The sequence below is a fragment of the Desulfothermobacter acidiphilus genome, assembly GCF_052073645.1.
Classification (GTDB): Bacteria; Bacillota; Desulfotomaculia; order Desulfotomaculales; family Ammonificaceae; genus Desulfothermobacter; species Desulfothermobacter acidiphilus.
In genome coordinates this window covers 1,647,017-1,659,331 of sequence record NZ_CM125440.1, presented here as the reverse complement: position 1 = coordinate 1,659,331, position 12,315 = coordinate 1,647,017, and the positions used below count along the sequence as shown (strand labels likewise).

General features: G+C 58.0%; 10 protein-coding genes. 8 read left to right on the top strand and 2 right to left on the bottom strand.

All coding sequences use genetic code 11. The features are described from left to right. Window positions 1-196 precede the first annotated feature (196 nt). On the top strand, window positions 197-2,623 hold the full coding sequence (locus tag ACTLLP_RS08345; RefSeq protein WP_441058815.1) for a plasma-membrane proton-efflux P-type ATPase: 2,427 nt from the start codon (window positions 197-199) through the stop codon (window positions 2,621-2,623). Window positions 2,624-2,653: 30 nt separating this feature from the next. Next, entirely contained in the window at window positions 2,654-3,346 is a 693-nt protein-coding gene (locus tag ACTLLP_RS08340; RefSeq protein ID WP_441058813.1) for a YdcF family protein, read from the top strand. Here the strand turns inward: ACTLLP_RS08340 and ACTLLP_RS08335 are convergent. Next, the gene (locus ACTLLP_RS08335; RefSeq protein ID WP_441058811.1) at window positions 3,309-3,923 is read right to left on the bottom strand and encodes a CPBP family intramembrane glutamic endopeptidase; all 615 of its coding nucleotides are present in this window, start codon (window positions 3,921-3,923) and stop codon (window positions 3,309-3,311) included. The two genes, ACTLLP_RS08340 and ACTLLP_RS08335, sit on opposite strands and share 38 nt — an antisense overlap. Window positions 3,924-4,236: 313 nt before the next feature. Here ACTLLP_RS08335 and ACTLLP_RS08330 point away from each other — a divergent pair, with 313 nt between their 5' ends. From ACTLLP_RS08330 to ACTLLP_RS08315, 4 genes are all read left to right on the top strand, one after another. Then, window positions 4,237-4,827, top strand: coding sequence for an RNA polymerase sigma factor (locus tag ACTLLP_RS08330; RefSeq protein WP_441058809.1), 591 nt, complete (start codon window positions 4,237-4,239; stop codon window positions 4,825-4,827). Next, complete coding sequence (locus tag ACTLLP_RS08325; RefSeq protein WP_441058807.1) at window positions 4,808-5,674, top strand: hypothetical protein; 867 nt, start codon at window positions 4,808-4,810, stop codon at window positions 5,672-5,674. The genes ACTLLP_RS08330 and ACTLLP_RS08325 overlap by 20 nt, the downstream gene beginning before the upstream one ends. A gap of 39 nt (window positions 5,675-5,713) precedes the next feature. Further along, entirely contained in the window at window positions 5,714-6,856 is a 1,143-nt protein-coding gene (locus ACTLLP_RS08320; RefSeq protein ID WP_441058805.1) for a hypothetical protein, read from the top strand. A gap of 72 nt (window positions 6,857-6,928) precedes the next feature. Continuing rightward, entirely contained in the window at window positions 6,929-7,399 is a 471-nt protein-coding gene (locus ACTLLP_RS08315; RefSeq protein ID WP_441058803.1) for a hypothetical protein, read from the top strand. 452 nt (window positions 7,400-7,851) lie between these two features. On the opposite strand, the gene ACTLLP_RS08310 is transcribed toward ACTLLP_RS08315, so the two are convergent. Then, on the bottom strand, window positions 7,852-9,279 hold the full coding sequence (locus ACTLLP_RS08310) for an ISLre2 family transposase (protein WP_441061658.1): 1,428 nt from the start codon (window positions 9,277-9,279) through the stop codon (window positions 7,852-7,854). Between the two features lie 81 nt (window positions 9,280-9,360). Between ACTLLP_RS08310 and ACTLLP_RS08305 the strand changes: the two genes are divergently transcribed. Both ACTLLP_RS08305 and ACTLLP_RS08300 read left to right on the top strand, forming a co-directional pair. Continuing rightward, on the top strand, window positions 9,361-10,761 hold the full coding sequence (locus ACTLLP_RS08305; protein WP_441058801.1) for an ISLre2 family transposase: 1,401 nt from the start codon (window positions 9,361-9,363) through the stop codon (window positions 10,759-10,761). A gap of 229 nt (window positions 10,762-10,990) precedes the next feature. Further along, window positions 10,991-12,217, top strand: a complete 1,227-nt coding sequence (locus tag ACTLLP_RS08300) for a hypothetical protein (RefSeq protein WP_441058799.1) — start codon at window positions 10,991-10,993, stop codon at window positions 12,215-12,217. Window positions 12,218-12,315 lie beyond the last annotated feature (98 nt).

The window sequence follows — 12,315 nt, the reverse complement described above, 5'->3', positions numbered from 1 at the left end:
CGGGTTTTCCAGATACTCTCCCTGGCTGCGGAGGGTGCCTCTTGGCCGCTGGCCCTCGGTCCCCAATTTTTAGACCGTTCTGCACGGTTCAGCGTCGGATATTCCCCTGCCCATCGGCCTTGTGATAGTATTTATCTGGTAGTAAAAAGAAGTAGATAGACAGCTCGACAAAGATAGACAGGTGTGGGGTGGCTTCATGCCGGAAGAACAATCGACCAAGAGGGATTTCCAGCATATGACCCTGGAAGAGCTCTGGCGCGAGCTCCGGGTGAACCCGTCTCAGGGGTTGACGGGGGAAGAGGTGAAGCGTCGACTTCGAGACTATGGGTACAACGAGGTGCCTGAGCACAGGGTCAGCCCCTGGCTCCTTTTGGCGCGCAAATTCTGGGGACTCACTGCCTGGATGCTCGAAGCGGTAATTCTGCTTTCCTTAATTTTGCACAAGTACCTCGATATGTACATCGTGGCGGCCCTGCTGGTTTTCAATGCCTTGCTAGGCTTTTGGCAGGAACGGAAGGCGGCCAAAGCGGTGGACGCGCTCAAAGCCAAGTTACAGGTCAACGCCAGGGTGTTGCGGGAAGGTAAGTGGCAGCTTCTCCCGGCCCGCCAGTTGGTGCCGGGTGACATAGTGCGGATTCGGGCCGGGGATTTTGTGCCGGCGGACGTTAAGCTCTTTAGCGGCCAGGTGGAAGTGGACCAATCGGCTCTAACTGGCGAGTCCTTGACCGTTAGCCGTAGGGCTTCGGATATGGTCTTTTCCGGCTCCATCATCAAGCGGGGGGAGGCGGAGGCGGCGGTGGTGCTCACCGGCACCCGCACCTACTTTGGCCGGACGGCGGAGTTGGTGCAGCTGGCTCGTCCCAAACTCCACGCCGAGGAAGTGACCACCCAGGTGGTCAAATGGCTACTGGTTGTCGTGGGGGTAGCTTTGGCTGCGGCTTTAGGAACGGCGTGGCTCCTTGGTTTCAAGCTTCTAGAGCTATTGCCTCTGGCCCTTATCTTGCTGGCCTCTTCTATCCCGGTGGCGTTACCGGCCATGTTTACCATCACCATGTCGCTGGGGGCGCTGGAATTGGCTCGGAAGGGAGTTCTGGTCACCCGGCTCAGCGCTTCCGAAGACGCTGCCACCATGGACACGCTCTGCGTGGACAAGACCGGCACCATAACTCTGAACCAGCTAACGCTGGCGGGGCTTTCCCCGCTGGGCGAATACACCGAGGAGGAGGTCTTGCGCTGGGCCGCCCTGTCTTCTCAGGAGGCCGATCAAGACCCTATCGACCTGGCCATCCTTTCCGCTGCCGCTGAGCGCTCCATCCAGTTGGAGCCCTACCGGCAGGTGAGCTTCGTGCCTTTCGATCCCCAGAAAAAACGTACGGAGGCGGTAGTGGAAGCCGATGGGCGACGCTTTCAGGTCATGAAAGGTGCGGTGCAAACTATCGCGGCCCTCACGCGTACCGATCTGGAGAAGTTGCGCCGGGAGATGGAGACCTACGCCGCCAAGGGATATCGTACCCTGGCGGTAGCGGTGGGCCAGGAAGGACTTCCTCTGCAGTTGGCGGGGTTGCTGGCGCTGTATGACCCTCCTCACCCCGATGCCCGGACCTTGATTAAGGAGCTCCTAGGATTAGGCTTAAGAATTAAGATGTTGACTGGCGACGCCCAACCCATTGCCCGGGAGATAGCCCGGCAGGTGGGGTTAGGGGACAATATCGTTAACGCGGCCGAGCTGCGGGAAAAGTGGGAGTCTCATCCCGAGGAGGCGGCGGCCATGGCCGAGGAAAGCGATGGTTTCGCCGAAGTTTATCCGGAGGACAAGTACAATATCGTGAAAGGGCTCCAATCCCGCGGGCACGTGGTGGGAATGACCGGCGATGGGGTGAACGATGCTCCTCCGCTACGCCAGGCCGAAGTGGGCATCGCCGTGAGCAACGCCACCGATGTGGCCAAAGGGGCGGCCAGCGTGGTGTTGACCGGCTCGGGTCTGGCTAACATAGTGGATTTGGTAAAGACGGGGCGCATGATTTACCAACGCGTCCTCACCTGGGTCTTCAATAAAATTGTAAAGACATTCCAGATAGTTCTTTTCGTGGTGTTGGCCTTTTTCTGGACTAAGCATTTTGTGGTGTCCACTTTCGACGTGGTGCTGCTCCTCTTTCTAATCGATTTTGTTACCCTCGCCATTGCTACCGATAACGCCCGCTGGTCTTCTCGCCCCGATACTTGGAATATAAAGGATATCACCAAGTCTTCGCTGGTTTTGGGATTGCTGGTCGTGGCAGAGTCTTTACTACTGCTTTATCTGGGATTCGAGCGTTTGGGAGAAAATTATCAGCTAATTCGTACCTACTCCCTGGCGATTCTCTTTTACTTGGGGCTGTTGACGGTGTTTGTGGTGCGGGAGCGGGGGCACTTCTGGTCTTCGCTCCCCAGCCGGGCGCTGTTCTGGATTGTGGTGGCAGACATAGGGCTGGTCACCTTGCTGCTGACCCAGGGGATACCGGGTTTGCTGGCTCCGCTGCCTTGGTCGCTGTTGCTGGAAGTGCTGGGGCTTTCGCTGTTCTTCTCCCTGGTGGTGAACGACTTGGTCAAATACTGGCTTTTGCGCCCCGGTCGCCGGGCTTAGATCTCGCGGTGTAGAGGAGCGTTGGTTGAATTGTTGGGTAAGGACGCTACCAAATTCCGGGTGGCGGTCGTCCGGGTGGCTGTCGTCTTGGCCCTGCTTTTACTCTTGCTTCTGTCCCTGTTGGCCGGGCTTTACTGCTACACCGAGCGGTTCGGCCGTCTGGCGCAGCCCCAGCCTGCCGATGCCATTATCGTCTTGGGAGCCGCGGTCTGGCCCCAAGGTCCCAGCCCGGCTTTCCAGGAGCGCCTGCTTCTGGCCGCCGAGCTCTATCGTCAGGGTTACGCCCCGGTTATCATCGTCACCGGAGGAGTGGGGGAGTATAATCCCACGCCGGAGGGCGAAGCGGGTAAAGATTTTTTGCTGTCCCGCGGAATTCCGGCTTCGGCCCTCTACGCCGAGACCGCTTCCCGCAACACCAGGGAAAATTTGCTGGGAGCGCAGTCCATCATGCGGGCGCACGGCTGGCAGCGAGCCATCATCGTCACCCATGATTTCCACCTGTGGCGGGCCCTGCGCGTGGCCGAGGCGATAGGAATGGAGGCCAGCGGTGCCGGGGTTAAAGAAACCGTGCTGGTGCGGCCGCCGCTGGTTTTGCGGGAAGCTGTGGCCAACCTGGTTAGCCTTTTAAGCGGCCTTCATCGGGGCGACTTTTTTTCTTCTCCGGCGGAACGGCTCGGCAAAGAGATCAGTCGGCCTCTTTCGGGAGCAGCCAGCCTTTCTTGAGGAGTTGAACCGCGAGCAGGTCGTAGAGAAAATGGGCGATGACCGCCGTCCAGAGGCTGCCAGTGTACCAGTAAAGCCAGCCCAGAGCTCCCCCTAGGATCAGCGCCATGCCCGCCAGGAGGGGACGGGCCAGGTAGCGGAGGTGGGCGCCGGTGAAGAGGGCGGCGGCCGCTCCTATTGCTACCGGCACCGAGCCCAGGCGCAGAAGAAGTAGGTTTTGCAACGCCGCTCGGAAAAGGGTCTCTTCGATTAAGGCGGTAAGTAGCAAGAGAAAAAAGAGGTGCAAGCCGCTGAGTTCCGTCAAGGCTAAAACGGCCGGGTCGAACCAGAACCTCTCCGGCAATCGCCGGAGCAGAAGGAAGTAGGTCGCGGCCACGAAGGCGATTAGTCCCGCGCCTCCCCCTATCCCGAAGGCCAGCACCTGCCCTGGCGGGCCCACGCGCGTCAGAGCTTCCCAGGGAAGGTGGTAGCGGGTGTGCACCCACCAGAAAGCGGCGAAGGCCAGCGCGCCCAGCAGGGCCTGCCCCAGGTATAGGACCCAAAGGGGCGGAAGAAGGTGACTTTTAGCTTCCTCCATCAAAAGCTTCCTCGCCTTTCACTTTTCTTTATTTTAACAGCATTCTAAATAACTCGGCCACCGATGCCAATCCTTTTTCCAGCCGTCCTTCCTGGAGACTCCGGGCGAAGAGGGGCGCACCTCCGATTGGGCGAGCTCGTGCCCGGCCACCGCTCTTCGCCCGCTCTAGGCACTCGCTGAAGTGCGAGAAGCCATATAGCTTTCTTCTTCTCCAACCGGACGGGTTTCCGGTACCGAGATTTTTGAACCTTTTCCCTCCATTGCTCCTCTTATTATGGTGAAAAGGGGTCCTTCCCGGAGAGGGGAAGTGGGAATGAAAATTGCTGCTTTAGTGCGGCGGGTCCAGCGGGGAGAACCGGGAGCCTTCGAGGAGCTGGTGGAGGAATGCGGCGACCAAGCTTTTAAGACTGCCTACCTCGTCCTGGGACGCCGGGATCTGGCCGAGGACGCCGCGCAAGAAGCTCTGATTCGGTGCTATCTGAAAATCAAGGAACTGCGCGATCCGCAGGCTTTTCCCGCCTGGTTTTGCCGCCTGCTCACTCGCACCTGCTGGGAGCTGGCCCGAAAAAACCGGAGTGGTGCACCGGAGCTGCCTTCGATGCGGGAGCTCGCCACCGGGAGCGATCCGGTGGGAGAGGGGTTGGAGATGGAAGAGGATAGGCGGCGGTTAAGGCAGGCACTAGCGAAGCTGGACCCTCGGATGCGGGCGGTGCTGGTCCTTCGTTACTTCAACGAGCTTTCTCTGAGAGAAATGGCCGAGGTGCTGGGGATACCGGAGGGCACGGTGAAATCCCGCCTGCACCACGCTCTCCGCCGTCTGGCGGCGGAGTTGAATGGTACCGACCCGCTGCCGACGGGAAAGGGGAAAAAGCGAGGTGGCGTTTATGGATCAGAATCCTTTTGACCCGCTGGAAGAAAGGCTGCGCCGCTTGCTCCGGCGAGAGGCGGAGGAAGTGCGCCTGGGGCGGGAGCGGTCGGCGGAGATAGTGGCGGCGGCGCTGCGGAGACGGCGCCGGGCCCGCTGGAAAAAAGGGCTGGTCGCTGCTGCGGCAGCGTTCGTCTTGCTGTTCGGGGCGCTCCTGAGCATTTTCCCCCAGTTCCGGGCCTGGGCGGAAATGCATATCATGCACCCCATGCTGGCCTTCACCTACCGGTATGTCCGAGTCGAGGACTCGGGCATCGGTTATCTGGTCATGGAAAAGCGAGGGGAGCGGGGGAAAGCGCCGGAAAGGGTGAAGAGCGCCGAGGATCTGCTTCACGACCTGGAGAGCGGGGAAGGGAAGATTCTCAAGAAGGAGCGCTGGCTGGAAAACCCCACCCCCGACAGTCTGGCCCAGGCGGAGGCCCAGCTGGGCTTTCCAGTTCGCTTGCCCAGCCGCCTGCCCTCCGGCTGGAGTCTCCTTGCGCTCGACTGGGCTAGGGATGAGGTTTCCGGCCGGGGTCGCGCGATGCTGACCTTTGGTCCCCGCTCGGGGGACCCCCAGCTCCGTCTGTTCATAACTAACTACCCTCCGCTCGCTGGCGAGCAGCGCCCCGAGGGCGAGGAAGTGCAGAAAACCGAGGTGAATGGGAAAGTGGCTTACCTGGTTCGGGTGCCACGGAGCAGGGTGGGGGCGGACGGCGAAGCGGTGCCGGCCCTACCAATGAACGTGCTGGAGTGGAAGTTCGGAGAAGCCTTTTACATCCTCACCGATCTCGAGGGTGCTTTCTCCCCAGAGGAGCTCGGGGAAATCGCCGCCTCGGTGCGGTGAAAACCAGCGTTTTAAAATTGCAAGGAGGGATAAAGGTTTATGAGTTGGCGGTGGTATTGGCTGCTACTACTGGGCGGATTGGTGCTGTGGCTAGGTTGCGCGCGCGAGGGGTTCCGGGGAGGGGAAGCCTCGATAGGGCAGTTTGACTTACCACCCAACACCTACGTCATTCACGTGAGCCGGTCCGGGGTTCTGGCTTACCGGCCCCTTCGGGAATCCGAGCCGGGCTCTAAGGGCGGTTGCGCGGGCTTCGCCTGCACCCTTTTCCGCAGCCCCTCTCCCGGCGGGGAACTGAAGCCGGTAAGCGTTTTCGAGCAGGTGAACCACGTCTTTGCTACCTCGTCTTTTCCCTTCGTCTGGGCCCGGAAGCCGGGGGAGAAAAATTTCGCCCTCTATTTCACCCGGGATGCGGGGAAGACCTGGGAGCTCGTGCCCGGCACCGCCGGTGAATTCGCCTGCCCGCCCTGGCTGGTGGTTACAGATCCGACCGAGCCGCAAAGAGCTTACATATTTTCCACTCCCGGTAGCGAAGCCTTGGCTTATCTCGCCGATCTGGGGGAGTTCCTTTCCCTCAAAGACTATCTGGAGACTCAAGATGGCGGGAAACACTGGCAGGTCAAGTCTCTGCCCGGTCAAGTCCCGGCTGGGGCTGATGGTCTGCTTTTTGATCCCCGAAACGCCAAGCGCTTATGGGTGTGGCGCGGCTCTATGGGTGGCACCTGGACCGGAGTGCAGGAATCGGAAGACGGGGGGATCACCTGGAAAAAGCTCAATGTACCGGCCGAAAACCGCATCTTTGGTTTAGCTTACAATCCCGACACGGACGAGTTAGTAGCCGTGGGCCGGAATGTTTTCTCCAGCTGGCGGCAGGGGATAGGGGAAGACTTGCGGGCCAAGGGCGGCCTAGAGAAGCAAGAATTCTATGCTGGAGCTCCTTACGCCCAGCCCTGGTTCGACCCCGCCCGCCGCGCCATCCTGGTGCCGGTCCTCTGCTACCCCGAGGGGGACCAGCGGCGACTTATCCTCTTCTCTTTCCGGCAGGGTGAGGTAGAGCGGCTGGCCGAGCTCTCTCTGGATAAGGAGCCGATTTACACCGGCTGCTCTGAGGGCCACCTTTACGTGGCTACCACCGGGCCGCATGGAGGCAAGCTTTACCTGCTCTCCCTGCCCAGGGGAAGCTAGGGTTTAGAGGGAGGATTTTTCAAGCCGTTGGCTAACAGTTAAGGTAAGCGCGATCGGAAAGAGGTGGTGGCCTTGAGGCTGAAGAGGCTTGGGTTTTTGCTGGTGGCGCTGCTGGTCCTGGGAGCTCCGGGAGCCTGGGGGGCTTCGCCCGCGAGTCCTCACAGATGCGTGCCCGGCGAGCGCGTGACCATCCGGATCGAGGACGGCAGCCTGGCGGAGCTGCTGCGGTACATCGCCGGTTTCATGGGCTTTTATGGTGCCCACTGCCCGGCCTGGGTGAGCTTGTCTTTCGTGCCCCGAAGTCCGAAAGAGGGGAATAAGGTGCGCTTGAGCGGCAGGCTGGTGGAAAGCTTCATCGAGGGGCGCCATCTGGAACTCGAAACCCGGGAAGGTCGCTACGTGATCCTGCCGGCCAACCCTCAGGTGGCCCAGGAGTTGGAAAAATATTTAGGCCGAGAAGTGATCCTGGAGGGAACCATATCCCGCGACCCCAATATCTATATGCGGGGCCCCCTCTTCCGAGTGAGCGCCGTCGGCCCCTGAAGGGATTGGCTTTCTAGCAATTCTGCCCAGACATAGCGAGCTCTCGGGTTCGTGGGTTCTGCCTTCCCGAGAGGCCCCAGCTCTTTTCGGGAATTCTATCTTGCTGCTCTGGGTGCTTCTGGAAACTCGGGTTGGTCAACGCCTGCGCGAAAACCCCATCTATCTAGCCCCTGATGCTTGTCTAGAAAAAGTTAGTGTAAAGTTACTGTAGGAATTTTGCAGGAGCTAAGGAAGGGGAGAAAGAAGAGAGACCTCACCGTCCTTGCAACGGACGAGTAGTTGCTTAAACAACCACTCAGGAGGGTGAGGTCTCTATGCAGATTATAAAGCAGATTTGGGAGAAGTTCCAGAGGGTAGCGGAGCTAGTGTGCGTCAAGAGTTAGTAGGTGAACTCGGAGAGGAAATTTCCTGGAATTTGAGACCACGCCGCCTCAATCCCGCCTCGACCAGGCTCAAGCTAGCTCAAAGCTAGGCCGGCTCAACTCCCGCAGCACATACTTCACCCATGGAGCTCCGGCAGAGGGCCCTTTCAGTGCCGGCAACCCTGCTCTAAGCCAACTCCTCGCTTCCTCTACCTTCCGCTTCACCTCCACCTGCACCGCCTGGGCCAGATGCTCCTGCCCGGCCAGCCTTAACTCCCACCGAGAAGTGTACTTCTCTAGCTCCCCGTTGGACCGCGCCGACAAAACCCGCGCCATCCTGTCTGCTCCTGCCTCCGTCCAGCTCGCTCCTATCCTCTTCATCCGCCACCCTGCCCCGTGCCACACTTGCCCCTCTATGGTCCCCAACCGCTCAGTACCAGGAGAAGTAATTATCCCAGACCAGTTCTCTTTCAAATAGCGCCAAAGCCCCTCTATCCTCTTCTTCCTGACTCCCCGAACTCCCCTCACTGCTTTGTTCAGAACCTCTTCCACCCTCTCCCACTCCCTCGAAGCTATGGCCTGCTTGGCTTCGTTGTAAGTCTCCTCGTCGTGCCAAAATGCCTCTACGAGCCGCCGGTTCAAATGGTAAGGATCCAAAACGTGCACTGCCCCGGGGAAGTAATCTACCCCCTGCTTGGCCCACTCCGCCCCGTCGCTCCCAAGGTATATTTCCTTCACCTGGCCCATGTCCCACCGGCTCGCTACCCCAGAGTAAACTTCCTCCCACATCCTCTCCCCTTCGCCTACACCGCTCATTACCAGCTTGTCCTTTAAAGCCTTCCGTCCACCTCCAACTTCCTCTTTGCCCGTGTAAGCCACAAAGAGTCTTACCTCTTTCCTTTTCTCTTCGCTCCTCTGGAGTCTTATCACCATCCCGTCGGCCTCTATGTAAAGCCTGGAGGTCTTCTCTTTACCTCCGGGTGTCTCTCCCTTCTCAAAAACGGCTTCTCTCCTGGACTCTCCTTCCTGCCTGAGCGCTTCTCCTGCTTCCTGCACGGCCTGCCACACCGCCATGGGGCTGATCCCCGGAACAAGATAGCCTAGAATTTCTGCCGCTCGCCTGAAGGGCATGTCCACCCCTAGCTTCACCGCCATCTCTTTCAAGCGCGGTGTGCACCGGGATCTCTCCGACCAGCCCAAGGCCTGGTCAAGAAGAAACTTGGCTTCCCCCGTTTGCTTGTTCCGGTAAAGCCGCCTCTTTACTTTGAGTTCTCCAAAGCTGGTGACTAAGGTCCTTTCCCTGAACCCCACTACTTCCCAAACTCGCTTGTCCCTCGCGTTCATGAGGTGGGTGTCTATCTCTTGCAGAACCCAGGCGAAAATTCCGAGGGACATTTCTAAAGACCGCCTCTGCACTTCCTTCTCGAGTTGGTAAAAGTCGCGGCAACCGGTGATCAATTCGCTGATTTTTTCTCCAAAAAGAAGGATCTGGTCCACCAGAGGTTGAATATTTGAAATGGTTTGCATCGGACCTCGCTCCTCCTCGCTCCTTCTTTCAGTCCATGAAAGTTGTCTGTGAGGGGCGAGGTCTCCTCCTTCATGAACCTCCTCCGTCACCTACTGAAATTGTACGCTCTCGCGGAGCTAACGTTGAAGGTTCTGGAGGAAGGGACCGACTTTTTAAGCTTCGAGGAGAAGCTCTGGCAGGAGCTTAATAACCTGGGACAGGAGGTTTTGAGGGAAGTTTTAGAGGCGAAAGACGCCTATCTTCGGGAGCACCGGGAAAAGCGGCCCGGCTGGCGGGTAGAGCGGCGAAACGATCCCAAAGAAGTACTTACCCTTTTCGGTCTGGTCAACTATAAGCGAACCTATTACCGGCACAAAGAGACTGGGGAGCGGGTGCACCTGATAGATCGGTTGGTAGGTTACGGGCCGCACGCACGGGTTGATCCTCTGGTTAAAGCACAAGCCTTAGAAGAAGCGGTAGATCTTTCCTACCGGAAGAGTGGCGAGAGGGTAGGGAGAGGCAATCGGGAGGTTGTGCTAAGCGGCGAAGCGGTGAAGAAGGTGATTCACAACTTTACACTGGAAGAACTGCCCGAGCCGCCTGGGGAGAAGCGCCGGGGGAAGGTTCTTTATGTGGAGGCGGATGAAGACCACGTAGCAGGTCAGGACGGGAAGAAGTACTTACCCCGGCTGGTTTACATCCACGAGGGGAAAGAGAAGGTGGGGAAAGACAGATACAGACTCAAGCGGCCTTATTACTTGGGAGGGCTTTACTCAGATACGGATGAGCTGTGGTTCGAGGTGTTGAGCTACATCGAGGAGCAGTACGAATTATCTTCTGTGGAGCGGATTTACCTCTGCGGTGACGGAGACAGGTGGATAAAGAAAGGGCTGGAGTTTCTACCGAGGAGCGTCTTTGTCTTAGATCTTTTTCACCTGGACAAGTACCTGGTGGCTGCTTTGGGGCGTGATAGTGATGGTTATAGAGAGATTTGGGCGGCCTTATGGGAGGGTGATGAGGTAAAGGTACAGGCGATTTTGCGGCGGGCGGGCAAAGCTGCGGCGAGTCCTGCGCGGAAGGAAGCGGTACGGGATTGCCGACGTTACATCCGGCGGAACTGGGAGGGGATAATGGCCTACCGGCTTTATCCCGGGGCGGAGTTGGGGGTAAGTGCGGAGGCGCACGTAAGTCATCTCTTCTCGGCACGGTTATCATCCCGACCGATGGCCTGGAGTGCTCGTGGGGTAGACCGGATGGCCCGGTTGCGGGTGGCGAAGGCGAATGGTGTTTCCTTGCGGGAGCAATATGTAGCCCGACGGAAGGAGGGCTTAAAGGCTTTAGAGATCGATAAGGCAGCTGTCGAGGAAGAGAGGCAGAGGCTAAGGAAAATATCGGGTGAGGTGTTCGATAATCTTCCCGCTCTACGGGGTCCGGTAACGTCATTAACCAGAGCCCTCAAAGCTTTGAGCCGGAACATCGATCTTCTTTGGTAGTTCGTCCTGGTCCGGGGACAGTGGGGCTCGAGACTCCTACAGTAGGTTGACACGATCTAGAAAAAATCCCCTTTGCGTTTTTGGGGGCTGTGTGTTACTTTAGAGCTAGTCTGGGTTAAGGCAGGACGATAGATTTCGCGGCTATTCTGATAGCCAGTTAGGGTTGGCAGAGGGGAAATAGTGGAGAGCAAGGATTTGGGGATTACGGTAATTTAGGAAGGGTGGCTTTATGAAATGGAAAGCAGGACTCATCGGTAGCGCTCTGGGGCTGGTAGCTTGTTGCTACGCGGCGTACGTTTCCTTTCGCTTTCACGGCTTCTATTGGTTTGACATAGGATATATTGCTGTGTACACCTTTCTTTTTCTCCTAGCGGCTATCGGGGCATTGTACCGGTATCCAAAGGTTATAGCAATTTCGGGGATCTTAGCTTCGGTGTGTACACTTTTGGGGATTTTCACTTACACCAAGCTTAGCCTACTTTTTATACCCGGGTCACTAACGATCCTGATTGCGGGTTTAAACTATGGACCTCGTTCCTCCTTTCAGGTCATGAAAGTTCTACGTGATGAGCGAGGTCTCTTCCTTCATGAACCTTCTCCGTCACCTGCTGAAGTTGTGCCCTTTCGCGCATCGGCTTCTAGAGAATTAAAACACCAATTGGCTGCTGTGGCCACCGTGGTAGCGGTAGCGCTGGCTTTAGCCCTGGGGTTAGTCTACTACGACCATCTTTTGACGCCGGAAAATACCGGAGCGCGGGCAGAAAAAGTGGTGCGGAGTCTGGTTGGTCCCCGGGTCAAGATTACCCTGGTGCGTACCATCGACACCCCCTTTGGATGTTGCCATGAGTACGAGACCGACAAAGGGGCTTTTTACGTAAAAGACGATGGCGAGCTAGTGGGGATGTATCTTAAGGAGACAGGATCGAGTGAGGTTAAATTGAACGAAGAGCAGGCTCGCACCGTAGCTTACGATTTCGCCCACCGTTATTATCTCCATCCGGAGCTAGGGGAGATGCAGTTGGTGGTGCACCGGCTGAACCAGAGTTCGTCGGGCGATAACTATCAATTCCTCTGGTGTCTGGTGCAGGGCGAGGTGACTTACCCCATTTTTGTGGGAGCTAAAGTGGACGCGGGCACGGGGAAGGTTGTGGAGTATTCCTCCGGCTACGTTAGCAAGGCGAGTCTTCCCACTGATCCCAAGGTGAGCCGGGAGCAAGCCGCGGCCATCGCTCGGCAGTATATTGCCTCCTTGGGTCCGGAGGCGGACGGGCTTAAGCAGCTGGGGATAAAAGAGGTAAGGGCCGATATTTGGCCTGACCAGGAGGGGCATTGGATCTTCCGCTGGCACGTAATTTCGGAGCCGAGGACGACTCCGGGTCCCACCGGGACTCCCACAGGCTACGTGGTGGTGGTTAACGGGGTTACCGGCCAGGTCCTTTCTGCCATGGGTTACTAGAGGCCGCCGGTAAAGCCCACTCCTTTTAGGAGATGAAAGGCGGCTCTGTGAAGAGGGCCTCTGCGCAGGTGTCAAGGCACCGGTGCAAGCTTCCTTCG